This window comes from Streptacidiphilus sp. MAP12-33 (genome assembly GCF_041261265.1).
Classification (GTDB): Bacteria; Actinomycetota; Actinomycetes; order Streptomycetales; family Streptomycetaceae; genus Streptacidiphilus.
The window spans coordinates 124157-141934 of sequence record NZ_JBGCCA010000015.1; the positions used below are offsets into that span (position 1 = coordinate 124157).

Sequence of the window (17778 nt, forward strand, 5' to 3'; positions counted from 1 at the left end):
CTTTCGCGCCAGGAGAACAGCCACCCGGCTCCATCCCCCCGCCGCGTTCCGTTCGCCGACCGTTGGAGAAAAGTACAGCCATCCGGGTGAGCTCAGCGGCGCGGCTCATGCCATCAGTGACTGACGGCACAACCCGTGCGACTTGTGTACTGCTCACACCTCCCCATGTACCTCCCCACGCAAAACTTGCCGTACCCACCGAAGGAGTCACCCGCATGGAGTTCCTGCGGCCCGCCACCTGGGACGAGGCACTCGCGGCGAAGGCCGAGCAGCCGTCCGCACTGCCGATCTCCGGCGGTACGGACGTGATGGTCGAGCTCAACTTCGACCGTCACCGCCCGTCCGCCCTGTTGGACCTGAACCGGATCAGCGAGCTGACCGCGTGGGAGTCCGGCCGTTTCGAGGGCCAGGAGGGCGAGGTGATCCGGCTCGGAGCCGCGGTCCCCTACGCCCGCATCACCCGCGAGCTGAGCCGGGAGCTGCCCGGTCTCGCCCTGGCCGGCAACACTGTCGGCTCCCCGCAGATCCGCAACCGCGGCTCCGTCGGCGGCAACCTCGGCGGCGCCTCGCCCGCCGGCGACGCGCACCCCGCGCTGCTCGCCGCCGGACGTGACGTCCTGGTCGAGGCCGAGTCCGTCCGCGGCACCCGGCTGATCCCGATCGACGAGTTCTACGTCGGCGTCAAGCGCAACAGCCTGGAGCCCGACGAGCTGATCCGCGCCGTCCGCATCCCCGTGGCCGACGGCCCGCAGCAGTTCTCGAAGATCGGTACCCGCAACGCGATGGTCATCGCGGTGTGCGCCTTCGGTCTCGCGCTGCACCCCAAGAACGGCACGGTCGGCACCGGCATCGGCTCCGCGGCCCCCACGCCGCGCCGTGCGGTCGAGGCCGAGGAGTTCATCGCCGGCGAGCTGGCCGAGCGCGGCCTGTGGGAGTCCGGCGCCCTGATCGGCCCGGCCGCGATCCAGCGCTTCGGCGAGCTGGTCACGGCCGCCGCGTCGCCGATCGACGACGTCCGCGGGACCGCCGCCTACCGCCGCCACGCGCTGGCGGTCATGGCCCGGCGGACCCTGACCTGGACCTGGAACGAGTACACGCAGTCCCTGAGGAGCGCAGCATGAGGGTGACCTTCACCGCCAACGGCCGCGAGGTCGAGGCGGACGACGTCTGGGAGGGCGAGAGCCTCCTGTTCATGCTGCGCGAGCGTCTGGGCCTGCCGGGCTCCAAGAACGCCTGCGAGCAGGGTGAGTGCGGCTCCTGCACCGTCTACCTCGACGGCGCCCCGGTCTGCTCCTGCCTGGTCGCGGCCGGCCAGGTGCAGGACCGCGAGGTCCGCACCGTCGAGGGCCTGGCCGACCCGGAGACCGGTCTGGACGACGTCCAGCAGGCCTTCGTCGACGCCGGCGCCGTGCAGTGCGGCTTCTGCACCCCCGGTCTGCTGGTGCAGTCGCACGACCTGCTGGAGCGCAACCCGCAGCCCAGCGACAACGACATCCGCGAGGCCCTCTCGGGCAACCTGTGCCGCTGCACCGGTTACGAGAAGATCATGGACGCCGTCCGCCTCGCCTCCGCCCGCAAGTGTTCGCACTCGGAGGTGTCGCAGTGAGCCAGATCCGTACGGAGAAGAACCTCCAGAACATCACCACCGCCCACCCGGACGGCATCGGCGGCTCGCCGCTGCGCCCGGACGGCATCCTGAAGGTCAAGGGCGAGTTCGCCTACTCCTCGGACATGTGGCACGAGGACATGCTCTGGGGCATGGCCCTGCGTTCGCCGCACGCCCACGCGCGCATCCTCTCCGTGGACACCTCCGAGGCCGTCAAGCACCCCGGCGTGTACGCGGTGATGACCTACGACGACATCCCCGGCGTCAAGTTCTACGGCCTGGAGATCAAGGACCAGCCGGCGCTGGCCACCGGCAAGATCCGCTACCACGGCGAGGCCATCGCCATCGTGGCCGCGGACCACCCGGAGACCGCCCGCCGCGCGCTCGCCAAGATCAAGGTCGAGTACGAGCTGCTGCCGACGATCACCACCGAGGAGCAGTGCCTCGACCCGGAGACCTACGGGTACGTGCACACCCCGGACGAGTACAAGGGCCACGCGTCCGGCAACATCGTCCACTCGCAGAAGGTGGTCTCCGGTCTCGGCGTCACCGACGAGGTGCGCGCGCTGGCCGACGTCGTCATCAAGGGCGACTACGTGGTCGGCATGCAGGACCAGGCCTTCCTCGGCCCGGAGTCCGGCATGGCGGTGCCCGCCGAGGACGGCGGCATCGACCTCTACATCGCCACCCAGTGGCTGCACGTGGACCGCGAGCAGATCGCGCCCGTCCTCGGCCTGCCGGAGAACAAGGTGCGCCTCACCCTCGCGGGTGTCGGCGGCGCCTTCGGCGGTCGCGAGGACCTGTCCATGCAGATCCACGCCTGCCTGCTGGCGCAGCGCACCGGCAAGCCCGTCAAGATCGTGTACTCCCGCGAGGAGTCCTTCTTCGGGCACGTGCACCGCCACCCGGCCAAGCTGACCTACGAGACCGGCGCCACCCGCGACGGCAAGCTGGTCTACTGCGACGCCCGGATCGTGCTGGACGGCGGCGCCTACGCCTCCGCCTCCCCCGCCGTCGTCGGCAACGCCGCCTCGCTGGGCATGGGCCCCTACGAGATCCCGAACGTCAACATGCTGGCGGTCGCGCTCTACTCCAACAACCCGTCCTGCGGCGCCATGCGCGGCTTCGGCGCGGTCCAGGCCTGCTTCGCCTACGAGGCGCAGATGGACAAGCTGGCCGCCGAGCTGAACATGGACCCGGTGGAGCTGCGCCAGCTCAACGCCGTGGAGCAGGGCTCGATCATGCCGACCGGCCAGGAGATCGACTCCCCGGCCCCGGTCGCCGAGCTGCTGCGCCGCGTCAAGGCGCTGCCGCTGCCGCCGGCCCTGGACACCACGCACCTCGACGTCCGTGACATCCCGGGCGCGCTGTCCAACACCTCGCACGGCGAGGGCATCGTGCGCGGCGTCGGCTACGCGGTGGGCATCAAGAACGTCGGCTTCTCCGAGGGCTTCGACGACTACTCCACCGCGCGGGTGCGCCTCGAGGTCATCGGCGGCGAGCCGGTCGCCATGGTGCACACGGCCATGGCCGAGGTCGGCCAGGGCGGCGTCACCGTCCACGGCCAGATCGCCCGCACCGAGCTCGGTGTCGAGCGGGTCACCATCCACCCCGCCAACACCGAGGTGGGCTCGGCCGGTTCGACCTCTGCCTCGCGCCAGACCTACATGACCGGCGGCGCCGTCAAGCTCGCGGCCGAGGCCGTGCGCAACGAGCTGCTGGCCCTGGGCCGCAAGCGCTACGGCTGGGACTACAACGACCTGTCGCTGGTCGGCGGCAAGGTCGTCTCCGCCTCCGCCGGCGCGCTGGTCCCGATCGCGGACCTGCTCGGCGACAGCGCCATCGACCTGACCCGCGAGCACCACCACCGCCCGACCGTCCCCTTCGACAAGGAGACCGGGCAGGGCTTCGGCCACGTGCAGTACACCTTCTGCGCGCACCGCGCCGTGGTGGACGTGGACGTGGAGCTGGGCCTGGTCAAGGTCGTCGAGCTGGCCGCCGCCCAGGACGTGGGCAAGGCCCTCAACCCGCTCTCCGTCGTGGGCCAGATCCAGGGTGGTTCCACCCAGGGCCTGGGCCTCGCGGTCATGGAGGAGATCGTCGTCAAGGACGGCAAGGTCAGGAACCCGTCCTTCACCGACTACCTCATCCCCACCATCCTGGACACCCCGCCGCAACCGGTGGACGTCCTCGAACTCGCCGACGAGCACGCCCCCTACGGGCTGCGCGGTGTCGGCGAGGCGCCCACCCTCTCGTCGACGCCGGCGGTCGTGGCAGCGATCCGAGCGGCCACGGGTCTCGCGCTGAACCGGGTCCCGGTTCGCCCCGAGCACCTGACCGGCACCGGCGAGTAAGGCCTGGACACAGGCCCACCGAACCACCCCGGGGCGAGGCACTCCATGTCAGGTCTTCCCGCGCCCCGCCCCGGGGTCGCACCACCAGCACCACCAGCCCCACCGCTCCACCCTCACAGCTCCACCCAGCACCGCCGCTCCACCTAGTGCAGAAAGTCTCCGATGTACCCCGCACCAACCGGCACGACGCCTTCGCCGAGGCACGTGAACCCCGGAAGCACCTGTAGAGAAGCGCGCCGCACCGTCCCCTGTTTCCCCGCCTAGAGGGTCACCCAGGCCGGCCGCTCCACCCCAACCCCCTTCGAAACTTGGGAGTGGAACCCGTGACCCAGATCTCCACGGAATCCAGCGTCTCTTCGGACCCCAACAGAGGGTCCGAGCCGAAGCCGAAGAACGCCATCGACGCGTTCTTCAAGATCTCTCTCCGAGGGTCCACCCTCGGGGGCGAGGTCCGAGGTGGTCTGACCACCTTCATGGCGATGGCGTACATCCTGCTGCTGAACCCGATCATCCTGTCCGTACCGGACGTGAACGGGGCCCACCTCAGCCACGCGCAGGTCACCACCGCCACCGCCCTCGCCGCCGCCGTCACCACGATCCTGCTCGGTGTGGTCGGCAACGCGCCGCTCGCCGCGGCCGCCGGGTTGAGCGTCTCCAACACCCTCGCAGCGGTGATGGTGCCTCATATCACCTGGCCCCAGGCCATGGGCCTCTGTGTCATCTACGGCGCCGCCATCGTGCTGCTGGTCGTCACCGGCCTGCGCGAGAAGATCATGAACGGCATACCGATGGCGCTCAAGCACGCCATCACCATCGGGATCGGCCTGTTCATCGCGCTGATCGGCCTGGTCAACGCCGGCTTCGTGTCCCGTGTCCCGGACGCCGCGCACAGCGAGACCCCGCTGCAGCTCGGCGTCAGCGACAACCTGCAGGGCTGGCCGGTGCTGATCTTCTCGATCACGCTGCTGACCATCTTCATCCTGCAGACCCGCAAGGTCCCGGGCGCGATCCTCATCGGCATCGTCTTCGGCACCGTGCTGTCGCTGATCCTCCAGGCCGCGCTGAACCTGCCGGACTCCGTCTGGGGCCTGTCGGTGCCGAAGTGGCCCGGCAACCCGGTCTCCTCGCCCGACTTCGGCCTCTTCGGCCACATCGACCTGTTCGGTGCGTTCGGAAGTCACGGCATGGGCGCGCTGAGCGCCGGCTTCGCGGTCTTCGCCCTGGTGCTGGCCGGCTTCTTCGACGCCATGGCCACCATCATCGGCATCGGCACCGAGGCGGGCCTGGCCGACGAGCAGGGCCGGATGCCGGGCCTGTCCAAGGCGCTGTTCGTCGACGGCACCGGCGGCATCATCGGCGGTGTGGCGGGTGCGTCCGGCCAGACGGTCTTCATCGAGTCGGCGACCGGCGTCGGCGAGGGGGCCCGCACCGGCTTCTCCTCGGTCGTCACCGGCCTGGTCTTCGCCGCGATGCTGTTCTTCACCCCGCTGGCCGGCATGGTGCCCGGTCAGGTCGCGGCGGCCGCGCTGGTCGTCATCGGCTCGATGATGCTGGCCCAGGCCCGCCACATCGAGTGGGCCGACCGCGAGGTGGCGATCCCCGCCTTCCTCACGATCGCGCTGATGCCGTTCACTTACTCGATCACTGCCGGTGTCGGCGCGGGCGTCATCGCCTACTGCGCCATCAAGGCCGGCCGTGGCCGCTGGCGTGAGCCGGGTGTGCTGATGTGGGGTCTGACGGCGGTCTTCCTCGTTTACTTCGCGCTGCATCCGATCAAGCTCTGGCTCGGGATCCACTGAGCCCCCGCCGGGCCGTTCCCCTCGTGGGAACGGCCCGGCACCATCCGTATCTCGACTTCGCTGTTGCAAGGAGCACCTCCGATGCAGGACATCGCCGAGCAGCTCGCCGCCTGGCACTCCGCCGGGCGCCCCTTCGCCGTGGCCACCGTCGTCGCCGTGTCCGGGAGCGCCCCGCGCGACCCGGGCGCCGCACTGGCTGTGGACGCGGACGGCGAGGCCGTGGGCTCGGTCTCCGGTGGCTGCGTCGAGGGCGCCGTCTACACGATGTGCGAGGAGGCGCTGGCGAGCGGCGAACCGGTGCTGCACCGCTTCGGCTACAGCGACGAGGACGCCTTCGCCGTCGGCCTGACCTGCGGCGGGATCATCGACGTCTTCGTCCAGCCGGTCCGTCCCGGTGCGGACGCGGGGCTGGACGCGGGCGTCGCCTACATCCACTCCGGCACGCCCGTCGCCCTGGTCCGCTGCATCAGCGGCCCGGCACACCTGCTCGGCGTGACGCTCGCCGTCACCGGCGACGCGCACCACGGGACGATCGACACCCCCCTGCTGGAGGCCGCCGCCGTCCGCCAGGCCCGCGCCATGCTGGACGCCGGCCGTACCGGGCAGCTCACCTTCGCCCTCGACGGCCGCCCGTGCGACCCGAACTCCGAGGCGGCGGCGGTCTTCTTCGTCGAGTCCTACGCGCCCGCCCCGCGCATGATCGTCTTCGGGGCGATCGACTTCGCGGGCGCGGTGGCCCGGGTCGGCAAGTTCCTCGGCTACGACGTGACCGTCTGTGACGCCCGTCCCGTCTTCGCCACCGAGCGGCGCTTCCCCGAGGCGGACCGGGTCGTGGTCGAGTGGCCGCACCGCTACCTCGACGCGGAGGCGGCGGCCGGCCGCCTGGACGCACGAACCGCGCTGTGCGTGCTGACTCACGACGCCAAGTTCGACATCCCGCTGCTGGAGCGGGCGCTGCGGATGCCGCTCGGCTTCGTCGGCGCCATGGGCTCGCGCCGTACCCACCACGACCGGCTCGACCGTCTGCGCGGGGTCGGCCTGACCGAGGTGGAGATCAACCGGCTGCGCTCCCCCATCGGCCTGGACCTCGGCGCCCGCACCCCGGAGGAGACGGCCGTGGCGGTCGCCGCCGAGATCGTCGCCCACCGTCGTGGCGGCGGCTGCCTGCCGCTCTCCGCCCACAACGGCCCGATCCACCACGACCACCGCGGGGCGGCCGAGGAGCCGCGCCGCATCGCGTGAGCGCGTGAACTCCTGATCTGACGGATTGACGCCTTGTCAATCCGTCAGCGCGTTGATGTCAGTGCCATTTCACATAACTATGGTACCGAGGCGTCGTCCCCCTTCCTCCGAGGAGAGACCTCCATGCCTCTCGCACGTACCCTGCCGGTGGCCCTCGCCCTGCTCAGCGCACCGGTCGTCGCCGTCAGCCCGGCGCAAGCCGCCACCGCCGACGGCGCGGTGAGCGGCAGCAGTTACACCATCAGCTCGCCCCTGACCGGGCAGTGCCTCGGGACCCGCTACGCGCAGCTCGGCGCGGGCACGGCCGTGGTCCGGGCCCGCTGCGAGGGCCTGCTGACCCAGCACTGGAAGCTGTGGCAGGTCAACGCCGACTCACCCGCCCGCTACATGCTCATCGACGTCGCGAGCCAGCGGTGCGCGGTGGTCTCCGGCGACGGGACGAAGGCCGGGGCACCGGTCACCACACAGGACTGCGGGAACGTGCCCGCCGCCGCGCAGTTCGAGCTGCGGCCTCTCGGCACCCGTCAGTACGCCCTGGTGGCACAGAGCGGCGGCCAATGCCTGACCTTGCCCTCCGGCACCGCGACCGAGGCCGCCCTGCGGCAGGAGCCCTGCGACGGCGGCCCGGGGCAACGCTTCGCGCTCACCGACGCCGACCCGCTGGAGTTCACCAACCCCGGTTTCGAGCGCGGGCGTTACGGCTGGACCTTCGGCGACCACACCGGCATCGGCACCAACTACCCGCACTCGGGCACGAGTGCGGCCTACCTCGACGCCGGCACCGGCTACACCGTCAGCCAGACGGTGACCGCGACGCGGGCCGGGTCCTACGACCTGTCCGCGTGGGTCGCCACCGGCGCTGCCGGCGGCACGCTCACCGTCGCCGTCGACGGCCGCACCGCGCAGACGCTCCCGCTCGCCGACCACTCGCTGTACGTGAAGTACACGGCGCCGTACCTGAAGGTGGTGCCGGGCGACACGGTCACGGTGACCATCGGCTCCTCGCCCACCGGCTGGGTCAACTTCGACGACGTCACGCTGGTGCCCTCCGCGCCGAACGACCCGCAGATCACCTCGTCCGACCCGACGGTCGTCTCCATGTTCGACTGGGCCAAGGTCAAGGCGAACAGCTGGGTCTCGGCGACCGGCGCGAACGGTGTCGTCAACATGGACGAGAACAACGTCGCGGGAGCCGGCACCGCCCCCTACGCGACGACCTACTGGGCGGGCTACCCGTTCCGCTCCGACTTCTACATCCGCGACTTCGCCCACCAGATGGTCGGCGCCCACCTGCTGGGCCTGGACGCGCAGAACAAGACGATGCTGCGCGCCTTCGCCGCCTCCGCCAACAGCACCAACGGCGACTTCCCGGTCTGGTCGGTCAACATGGACGCGAAGACCTGGGGCAACATCGACTACCACAGCCCGAGCTCCTTCGTCCGCGAGCTCCCGGCCCCCTTCGAGCTGGTCCAGAAGACCGCCGAGGCCTACGCCTGGACCGGCGACCAGGACTACCTGAAGGACCCGGTGCTGAACGGCTACGTGAAGAACACCCTCGGCCCCCTCATCACCCGCGAGACCGGCCCGCTGGCGGCAGGGCCGGTGCCGGTGCCGCAGGCGACGAGCAACGACATCTTCGCCGGGATCGCCAGCTACGCGGAGAACGGCAGCACGACGTACGCCGAGGCCGGCGACGAGCTCGCGTCCCAGTACCAGGCCTACCTCGGCGCGGCCGAACTCGCCGCCGCCAAGGGCCAGAAGGCACAGGCGGCCACCTACGCCAAGGACGCGACGGCGCTGAAGGCGTGGTTCAACTCCACCTGGAGCGTGGACCCGAAGAACCCCGGCGCGGTCGTCCACGCCTACGACACGGCCGGGAACCCGATCAGCGACTGGGGCTACGAGACCAGCGTGCTCATCCCGATGAAGAACCTGCTCGACCCGGGCCCGCGCCTGACCGACTACCTCTCCTTCATCGACCAGCAGGACTCCGGCCCGAACCGGTCCGTGAACGAGGAGGGCTTCACCTACCTCCCGGACGCGTTCTTCGCCGGCCACGACGGCGCGACGGCGTGGAAGTGGATGCAGAGCATCTACGCGAGCGTCGACCAGGTCCACGTCGGCGGCACCCTGCTGAACGGCGACTACCCCGAGATCCCGTTCACCCTGCTCTCCCAGACCGTCCAGGGCCTCCTCGGCGTCCAGCCGGGCCCGAACGCGTCCTCCCTGGTGACCGCCTCCCAGCTGCCCGCGTCCATCGGCTGGCTCCAGGTCGCCTCGATCCCGGTCGGCGACGGCACGGTGACCCTCCGCCAGGACGGCCGGACCCGCAGCTCCCTCACCAACACCGGCCCCACCCCCCGCCACTGGCAGGCCCGTTTCACCGGCGTCCACACCACGATCACCGTCAACGACGTCACCCGCCCGGCGCGGACCGTGACCGAGAACGGGTTGACCTACACGTACGCGGACGTCACGGTGGCTCCGGGCCAGACGGCCACCGTCGCGGTCAACGGGTAGACCCCGACGCCCTCTTGTGTCTCCCCGCGTAGGGGTGCCAGGGTTCCCTCCCGTACCACCCAGTCAAGATCGACGGGAGGGAACCCATGCGGATCGTAGGCATCCTCGGCGCAGCCGCGGTGCTCTGTGCGGCACTGCTCGGGTCGGGAACGGCCCAGGCCGACTCGCCGGGCATCGAGACCAACTACCAGAACCCGGTCACCGCGCTACCACCCATCAGCGCGCCCGACACTCCTCACTGCACGGTCACCGCCATGCAGAACGACTTCGGCAACACCATCTCCTCCCCCGCCTGGAGCGGCACGCTCACCCCGCCCGCCGCATGCGCGGGGCCGTGGAACAAGGTCGTGCTGACCTGGTCCGGCAGTGTGCAGGGCCGGCAGTACGACCGGCTCGCGGGCGTGTGGATCGGCGGGGCCGAGGTGCTGCGCACCAGCACGCCGGAGCCGACCACGCAGGGCATCAGCTGGTCGCTGCAGAAGGACGTCAGCGAGTTCATCCCGCTGCTGCGGCAGGCGCAGCCGATCGCGGTCTCGCTCGGCAACGTGGTCAACTCCACCTACACCGGCGTCTACCACATGAAGCTGACGCTGACGTACTACCAGGCCGACCGCCACCACCCGGCCGCGCGCACCGCCGACGAGGTGCTGCCGCTCTCCGCCTCGACCACCGACGCGGGCTGGACCTACCTCAACCCCGGCCAGTCCTCCTCCAGGACGGTCACGCTCCCGCGCAACCTCACGCACGTGAGCATGGAGGTCTACGCCCGCGGCGGCGGCTGCGACGAGCAGTGGTTCACCTCGGCGCCGGACGACCTGGCCGCCAAGTACCCCAACTACCTCTGCGGGGGCGGCCCGTACCGCGAGGTGCAGGTCTCGGTGGACGGACGGCCCGCCGGGCTCGCGCAGCCGTACCCGGTCGTCTACTCCGGCGGCATCGTGCCGACGCTGTGGCGGCCGATCCCGGCCGTGGACCAGTTCGTCACCCAGGCCTACGGGCTGGACCTGACGCCCTTCGCCGGGCTGCTGGTGGACGGCAGGCCGCACACCTTCACCGTCACCCCGTACGGCGCGGCCGACGGCTGGACCGTGGACTCGACGCTCTTCCTCGACACCGACCACCACGCCGCGCAGACGTCCGGCGCGCTCACCGAGGACACCCTCTCGCTGACCCCGAACGTCACCACGACGGAGACTCCGGGCGCCGGCGACCTCGTCAACGTGCGCGTCAGCGCGCACCGCGACTGGACCACGGCGGGCTGGCTCGACACCTCCGCCGGGCGGGTCCGCACCACAGTGAGCCAACACGCGAGCTACCTGAACACCGACGCGATCTCCGGCGGCGGGCAGCAGCAGGTCGTGGCGCAGCGCGAGCAGGGCGCCACCACCGTCACCACCGACCCGCAGCACGGCCGCGCCACGGCCACGCGCCACAGCTGGGACTACCCGATCACGGTGGACTCCGACGTGCCGGTGTTCACGGACGGGAACAACTACTCCCTGTCCGCCACCGTCCACCAGGGCCGCGTCATGACGGACAGCGTCCAGCAGGGCGACCACTGGCGGACCGTGGACTCGACCCGCGACGTCGTCGACGCGACCGGCGTGCTGGCCCGCACGAACGGCGTCGTCACCGCCGCCGACGGGCGCGACGCCGAGCACTGGAGCGGGACGACGGACACCGGCGCCTGCTACGACCACCTGATCCGCGCCGCGCACGGCTACGTGACGCAGGACCGGGTGAGCCACGACTGCGGCTGACTCCGGTCTCCGGTCTCTGCCCTCCCCCCGGAGGGCAGAGACCAGGGGCGCCGCTAGGCGGACCGCCGGGCGAGCAGGGTCTCCGCGGCGGCCACGCCCGAGGCGGTCGTGGCGCCGTGGGTGACGATGTGGACCGCGCCGGGGCGGGCCGTCCCCGGCAGGCCCATCTCGACCACGATGGCGTCGGGACGGGCCCGGACCAGCTCGTCCAGGGCGGCGCTCATCCAGGCAAGGCGCGAGGCGTCGCGGACGACCACGACGAGCGGACGGCCGACGGCGGGCTTCAGCACCAGCTCGTCCAGGACCGGACCGGCGGTGGCGAGCTGGTCCTCGTGGACGCGGACGAAGGTCGTTCCGGGCATCCGCTCACGCAGCGGCGTGGCGACGCCCCAGGGGGTCTCCTTGCCGATGGCCAGGTTGGTCGTCGGCACCAGCTCCACCACGTGCGGGGCGGCGGCGATCGGCAGGACCGAGTCGGCGGAGCCGGTGAGCCGGATCGCCCGGCGGGCGGCGGCGAAGCCGATGTCGCCGCGGATCGCGTCGGTCGGCACGGTCCGGCCGAGGGCGGTGGACCAGGCGGCGAAGGAGCGGACCCGCCCGGCCGCCTCGCGCAGCCGGCCCTCCGGCAGCCTGCCGTCGGCGACGGCGTCCAGCAGCGTCCCGGACAGCAGCGCGACCATGCCCTCGTCGGCCCGCTCGCCACCGGTGCAGACGGCGTCGCAGCCGGCGACGATCGCGCCGGTGGCCGCACCGCCGAGGCCGTACCGGTCGGCGACCGCGCCCATCTCGATCGCGTCGGTGACCACCAGCCCGTCGAAGCCGAGCTCGCCACGGAGCAGGTCGTTGATGATGCTCCGGCTGAGTGTCGCCGGGTGCTCCCGGTCGTAGGCGGGGACGAGCAGGTGACCCGTCATCACCACCCGCACGCCCGCCTCCAGGGCGGCGCGGAAGGGCGGCAGGGCGGTCGCCGCGATCTCCGCGACGGTGGCGTCGTAGCTGGGCAGGCCGTGGTGGGAGTCGACGGCGGTGTCGCCGTGGCCGGGGAAGTGCTTGGCGCAGGCCGCCACCCCCGCGTCCTGGAGGCCCCGGATCCAGGCGGCGGTGTGCCGGGCCACCAGGTCCGTGCCGGCGCCGAAGGAGCGGACGCCGATCACGGGGTTGCGCGGGTTGGAGTTGACGTCGGCGCTGGGCGCGTAGTCCAGACTGACCCCGGCGGCGTGCAGTTCGCGGCCGATGTCGCGGGCGACGGACTCGGTGAGCTCCACGTCGTCGACGGCCCCGAGAGCGAAGTTGCCGGGGCGGGTCGAGCCGGTCCACGACTCCAGCCGGGTGACGTCGCCCGCCTCCTCGTCGATCGCGATGATCAGCTCGGGGTTCTCCGACCGCAGTCGGGCCGCGAGCCGGGCCACCTGCTCGGGCGTGGCGATGTTGCGGGCGAAGAGCACCACGGATGACAGACCGTCACTGATGGCGCGCAGCAGCCAGTCAGGCGCCTCGGTGCCCTCGAACCCCGGCTGGAGCACGGAGAGCGCGAGGCGCCGCAGCTCCGGATCGGCCTTCACTTGGCTGCTGTGCATCATCGACAGGCCCTCCCGCTGCAACACGCCGAAAGCGTCCCGCACACCCACTCGACTTGGTACGGACCAAATGGATATTGGCTTAGACCAATCCTGGGTGTCAAGGGCGGTGCAGGGCCGGACCGGCCCCGCCACCTGGCTGTTTCCGCGCCCGCTCAGTCGTGCCGCGCCACCCACTCCGGGACCTTGAACCCACCCCCGTACATCGGCAGCCGCACGCCCTCCCCGTACCGGGCCAACTGGGCCCAGGGCCGGTTGATCCCGGCCGAACCGTGGCGGCGGACCCGGTCCACCGCGTCCAGGTCCAGCACGTCGACCAGGACCTCCTCCCCCGACCCCGCCTGCTGCCGGATGATCCCCTCGGGGTCGACGATCGCGCTCTGGCCCACGCCGGCCGGGTCCGAGGCGTTGAGGTTGACGACGTAGAGCTGGTTGGTCCAGGCGTTGGCGCGGGCACAGACCAGCTCCATCTCCCGGTCCCTGGTGGTGGTCAGCGTCGGCTGGATCACCACCTCGGCGCCGAGCCAGGCCAGTTGGCGCACCGTCTCGGGGAACGAGCCGTCGTAGCAGATGGCGAGGCCGATCCGGCCCTTGCCCGGGATGTCGAAGACGGTGAACTCCTGCCCCGGCGCGGCCTGCTCGTAGGGCTGCCAGGGGAAGACCTTGCGGTAGCGCGCCGCGATCTCCCCCTGCGGCGAGATCGCCAGTGCGGTGTTGTGGACGCGGCCGTCCTCGGCCCGCTCGAAGACGGTCCCGGGCACCAGCCACAGACCTGTCTCCCGGGCCAGCCCGGCCAGCCGGTCGGTCAGCGGACCGGGCACGGGCTGCGCGACCGACTCCATCCACCCCTCGGGCGCCGGCTCCAGCAACGGTCCCTCGGCCGCGAGGAACAGCTCGGGCACCACGACGAGTTCGACGTGCGGGAACAACGCCCGCACACTGCGCACCCGCTGGGCGAACCGCTGCCAGCTGGCCTCGGTGTCGTAGGGGACGGGCGCGGTCTGCACGGCGGCGACGGCGAGAGTACGCATGGGGATTCAGACCTCCGTGGTCGTGAGTTCGTCGGTGACGGTGAGGGCGACGACCGCGTCGCGACCCTCGGTGAAGAAGGGCCGGAACCGGGCCCGGACCAGCAGCACGACCGGAACGCCGAGCACGATCGAGCCGACGCCGAGCAGGAAGACGCCGCCGACGCCGTGGAACGAGGTGCTGCCGTAGGACGGCGCGAGCATGTCGTGCGCGCTGCGCGCGAACGCGGCCAGCATCATCAGGCCGCCGAGCAGCGGCATGACGCCCTTGAAGAACAGGTCGCGCACCGAGTGGCGCAGCCGCCGCCGGAAGTGCCAGACGCAGGCCAGCGCGGTGACGCCGTAGTAGCAGGCGATCAGCAGGCCGATGGAGAGGATCGCGTCGCCGAGGAACCGGGTGGACACCGCCGACAGCACCACCAGCAGGGCGCCGCCTGCGGCGCCGAAGAAGACCGTGCCGAACGCGGGCGTGCGGTGCCTCGGGTGGATCCGCGCGAAGGCGCGCGGCAGGGCGCCGTGGGCGGCCATCGAGAGCGTGCCGCGGGCGCTGCCCACGACGCAGGTGAGCAGGGCGGAGACGGCCGAGACGCAGACCGCGAGCTGCATCACCTTGGCCAGCGTCGCGCCCAGCACCGGCGGGCCGAGCGTGGCCAGCACGTCCGCGGTGTTGGCCGGGTCGCCGAGCCCGAGCCCGGTGCCGCCCGTGCCGGCGAAGGAGATCGCGGCGACGGCCGTGAAGACGTAGGTGCCGAGCAGCACCACGGTGGTGATGACGGCGGCCTGGCCGGGGATGCGCTCGCTGTCCTTGGTCTCCTCGTTGACCGTGATCAGCGCGTCCCAGCCCCAGTAGATGTAGAGGCAGAGCAGCACCGCCTCCGCGAACGGGCCGAAGCCGCCGAACCCGAAGGGGTTGAGCCAGGCGAGCGAGGGACGCGCGGCGCCGTGCCGCAGCAGCGCCGCCGCGCCGAAGCCGAGCAGCGCCAGCAGTTGCAGCGCCACCAGCACGTACTGCACGCCCGCCGCGATCTGCAGCCCGCGCCGGGCGACGACCGTGACGGCGGCGAGCAGCACAAGCGCGGTCGCGGTGACGGCGGTGGTGTTGCCGGCGAGCGAGGTCAGGCCGAGCAGGTCCAGCAGGTAGGTGGCGCCGACCTGGGCCAGGGCGGTCATCGCGATGAGCGTCGCCACCTGCACCACCCAGCCGCCGGCCAGCCAGCCCGCGACGGGACCGAAGGCGCGGGTGTTCCAGACGAACGTGGTGCCGCAGTCGGGCATCTCCCGGTTGAGCTCCCGGAAGGCGAAGGCGGTCAGCAGGATCGGCACGAACCCGACCAGCAGCGCGGCCGGGGCGAGGTGCCCGACCACCAGCGTCACCAGTCCGAGCGTCACGGCGATCGAGTAGGCGGGCGCGACGGACGCGAGCCCCAGCGAGACGGCGGCGAGCAGGCCCACCGTGCCCTGCCGCAGCCCTTTGCCTCCGGCGGGTGGATCGGTCGACATGGGTCCTCCTGGAGTGGCCGGGTTTGTTAAACGCAGATTTAAGAGCCACGGCACGGAGGCGTCAAGAGCTGGGGCGGTAGGATTAAATCCAGCGAGAACAATCGACCAGATCGGGAGGGCGTGGATGGCGGCCAGGAAGGGCAGCGACAAGGAGGCCCGCCGCGCGGAGCTGAGCCGGGCCGTCCAGCAGGCGTTGCTGACGCGCGGGCTGGAGGGGCTCCGGCTCAAGGACATCGCCGAGGCAGCCGGGGTCACCCCCGCCGCCGTGCTCTACTACGGCGACCTCGACGCCCTGGTCCACGCGACCTACCAGCAGGCGATCGAGCGCTACAGCACCGGCCGCGAGCAGGCGGCCGACCGCTTCGAGGACGCCCGCGACAAGCTGCGCGCCTGCATCGACGAGGGCGTGGCCACCGGCCCCGACGACGCGCTGACCCGACTGCTCTTCGAGTACTGGCCCCGCTGCCTGCGCGACGCCCGTGCGGCCGCCCTCGACAGCGCGCTGACGGAACGCCAGATCTCGGTCTACGCGGGCATCCTGGTACTCGGCCAGGCCCAGGGGCACTTCCGGCTGACCGACCCGCCCCGGCTGCTCGCCGCCAACTTCGTGGCCATGGAGGACGGCTACCAGATGGACATCCTGGCCGGACGGCGCCGGCGCGAGGAGGTCGTCGCCGCGCTGCGCAGCCACGCCCGTGCCGTCACCGGCCACGACCTCTCGGTGGCAGCCTCCGCGGACCCGGCGGCAAAAGGGGTCAGACCGTGAGGGCCAGCAGTACCGGCGCGGCCTTGGCCGCCATCGTCTCCGCCGTCTCCTTCAGGCGGTAGGCCTCCTCGACCGGCAGGGAGAAAGCGAGGCAGCCCACCGTCGTACCTGCCGTGACCGGGACCGCGGCGCAGACCGTGCCGATGGCGTACTCCTGGAGATCGAGCATCGGCACCGTGGTGGGGTGCCGGTCCAGGCGCTGGAGCAGGGCACCGGTGTCGATGTTGGTGCGGGAGGTGAACCGCGCGGCCGGGTGGCGGGCGAGGTGGTCGCGGCGGCCCTCGTCGTCGAGCTGGGCCAGCAGGCACTTGCCGATCGCGCTCGCGTGGCCGGTCGCCCGGAAGTCCACCCACTCGTGGACGCCCGGCGCCATCGGACCGTCGACGACGGCCTGGACGCTGACCTCGCCGTCCGCGTAGCGGCTGAAGTAGACGGCCGCGCCCAGCTCGTCACGGAGCGAGGTCAGCTTGGCGACCAGCCGGGACTGCACCAGCTGCTCCCGGTTGGCCTGCCCGAGCATCGCGAGGGCGCCGCCGAGCACGTAGGCGCCGTCCTCCAGCCGCTCCAGGTAGCCCTCGCGCACCAGCGAGCGCAGCAGTCGCCGGGCGTGGTCCGCCGGCAGCTGGACCTCCTCGGCCAGCTCGTCCGCCCTGGCGCCGAAGCCCCGTCTGTCGACGGCCTCCAGCAGTCTCAGGGCGCGTTCCACGGAGCTCCGGGGGTTGTGGTTCCGCGCAGCCATGCCCACCAGACTAGCCGTCAGCGAGCCTGGTGAGCATGGGTTGCGCAGTGTTCGAGCGGTGTGCGGACCCGCCCTCACCGTGGTGTCAGGAGGGCTGGACCGCCAGCTTGAGCACGCAGAACACCGCTCCCCAGGGGTCCTGGATCGCCGCCATCCGGCCCGGCGGAATATCCATCGGCGGGACGACGACGGTCGCCCCGCGCTTGACGGCCGCGTCGACCGTCGAGTCGGTGTCGTCGACGCAGAACCACGCCATCCAGTGCGGCGGCACCTCCGCCGGGAAGTTGCTGCCCATGTCCTGAAGGCCGCCGACCGTGCGGCCCTCGACCTCCAGGCCGAAGTAACCGGGCATCTGGTCCATCGGCACGGCCTTGACGCCCAGCGCGGCGTCGTAGAAGGCGGCCGCGGCCGGTACGTCGCGGGTGTTGCACTCGTTCCAGCACAGCGAGCCCGGCTCGTTGACGGCGACGGCGCCGAAGAACTCCTTGTGACCCCAGACGCCGAAGACCGCGCCGGTCGGGTCGGCCGCGATGAGCATCCGGCCCAGACTGCCGACGTCCATCGGCTCGAACATCAGCGTGCCGTGCGCGTCCTGGATCCGCTTCGCGGTGGCGTCCGCGTCGTCGCTGGCCAGGTAGGTGGTCCAGACGTGCGGCGGCTCGGGCATGCCCTCCGGGGCCATCGCCGGGCCGATGCCGCAGACGGGGCGGCCGCCCAGCTCCATGACGGCGTAGCCGCCGAACTCCTGCGGGCCGGGCTCACCCGCCCAGCCGAAGACGTCCTTGTAGAAGTCGAGCGCGGCCTGCTGGTCCTTCGCCATGAGGTCGACCCAACACGGGGTGCCGGGCGCGTAGGGCTTGGTGGTCGTGGACATGCCTCTCCTCCGA

13 protein-coding genes are annotated in these 17778 nt (G+C 71.6%); 8 read left to right on the forward strand and 5 right to left on the reverse strand.

The window, feature by feature from the left end; translation table 11 throughout:
* Positions 1-215 precede the first annotated feature (215 nt).
* The 7 genes from ABH931_RS17120 to ABH931_RS17150 all read left to right on the forward strand — a co-directional run bounded on the left by ABH931_RS17120 (position 216) and on the right by ABH931_RS17150 (position 11281).
* Complete coding sequence (locus ABH931_RS17120) at positions 216-1121, forward strand: xanthine dehydrogenase family protein subunit M (RefSeq protein WP_370114045.1); 906 nt, start codon at positions 216-218, stop codon at positions 1119-1121.
* A complete protein-coding gene (locus ABH931_RS17125; protein WP_370114047.1) occupies positions 1118-1606 on the forward strand; it encodes a (2Fe-2S)-binding protein in 489 nt (162 codons plus the stop codon). Before ABH931_RS17120 ends, ABH931_RS17125 begins: the two co-directional genes overlap by 4 nt.
* Entirely contained in the window at positions 1603-3960 is a 2358-nt protein-coding gene (gene pucD / locus ABH931_RS17130; RefSeq protein WP_370114049.1) for a xanthine dehydrogenase subunit D, read from the forward strand. Before ABH931_RS17125 ends, pucD begins: the two co-directional genes overlap by 4 nt.
* 323 nt (positions 3961-4283) lie before the next feature.
* On the forward strand, positions 4284-5759 hold the full coding sequence (locus ABH931_RS17135; RefSeq protein WP_370114051.1) for an NCS2 family permease: 1476 nt from the start codon (positions 4284-4286) through the stop codon (positions 5757-5759).
* Between the two features lie 81 nt (positions 5760-5840).
* A complete protein-coding gene (locus ABH931_RS17140) occupies positions 5841-7001 on the forward strand; it encodes an XdhC family protein (RefSeq protein WP_370114053.1) in 1161 nt (386 codons plus the stop codon).
* A gap of 123 nt (positions 7002-7124) precedes the next feature.
* A complete protein-coding gene (locus tag ABH931_RS17145; RefSeq protein ID WP_370114055.1) occupies positions 7125-9521 on the forward strand; it encodes an RICIN domain-containing protein in 2397 nt (798 codons plus the stop codon).
* A gap of 86 nt (positions 9522-9607) precedes the next feature.
* On the forward strand, positions 9608-11281 hold the full coding sequence (locus tag ABH931_RS17150; RefSeq protein WP_370114057.1) for a peptide-N4-asparagine amidase: 1674 nt from the start codon (positions 9608-9610) through the stop codon (positions 11279-11281).
* A 53-nt stretch (positions 11282-11334) separates the two neighbouring features.
* Here ABH931_RS17150 and ABH931_RS17155 read toward each other — a convergent pair whose 3' ends face one another.
* The 3 genes from ABH931_RS17155 to ABH931_RS17165 all read right to left on the reverse strand — a co-directional run bounded on the left by ABH931_RS17155 (position 11335) and on the right by ABH931_RS17165 (position 15386).
* The gene (locus ABH931_RS17155; RefSeq protein WP_370114141.1) at positions 11335-12858 is read right to left on the reverse strand and encodes a glycoside hydrolase family 3 protein; all 1524 of its coding nucleotides are present in this window, start codon (positions 12856-12858) and stop codon (positions 11335-11337) included.
* A gap of 155 nt (positions 12859-13013) precedes the next feature.
* Positions 13014-13889, reverse strand: a complete 876-nt coding sequence (locus ABH931_RS17160; protein ID WP_370114059.1) for a carbon-nitrogen hydrolase family protein — start codon at positions 13887-13889, stop codon at positions 13014-13016.
* A gap of 6 nt (positions 13890-13895) precedes the next feature.
* Complete coding sequence (locus ABH931_RS17165; RefSeq protein ID WP_370114061.1) at positions 13896-15386, reverse strand: APC family permease; 1491 nt, start codon at positions 15384-15386, stop codon at positions 13896-13898.
* A gap of 124 nt (positions 15387-15510) precedes the next feature.
* Between ABH931_RS17165 and ABH931_RS17170 the strand changes: the two genes are divergently transcribed.
* On the forward strand, positions 15511-16152 hold the full coding sequence (locus tag ABH931_RS17170; protein WP_370114063.1) for a TetR/AcrR family transcriptional regulator: 642 nt from the start codon (positions 15511-15513) through the stop codon (positions 16150-16152).
* On the opposite strand, the gene ABH931_RS17175 is transcribed toward ABH931_RS17170, so the two are convergent.
* Both ABH931_RS17175 and ABH931_RS17180 read right to left on the reverse strand, forming a co-directional pair.
* Complete coding sequence (locus ABH931_RS17175) at positions 16142-16891, reverse strand: IclR family transcriptional regulator (RefSeq protein WP_370114065.1); 750 nt, start codon at positions 16889-16891, stop codon at positions 16142-16144. The two genes, ABH931_RS17170 and ABH931_RS17175, sit on opposite strands and share 11 nt — an antisense overlap.
* Before the next feature lie 85 nt (positions 16892-16976).
* A complete protein-coding gene (locus ABH931_RS17180) occupies positions 16977-17765 on the reverse strand; it encodes a VOC family protein (protein ID WP_370114066.1) in 789 nt (262 codons plus the stop codon).
* Positions 17766-17778: the final 13 nt, after the last annotated feature.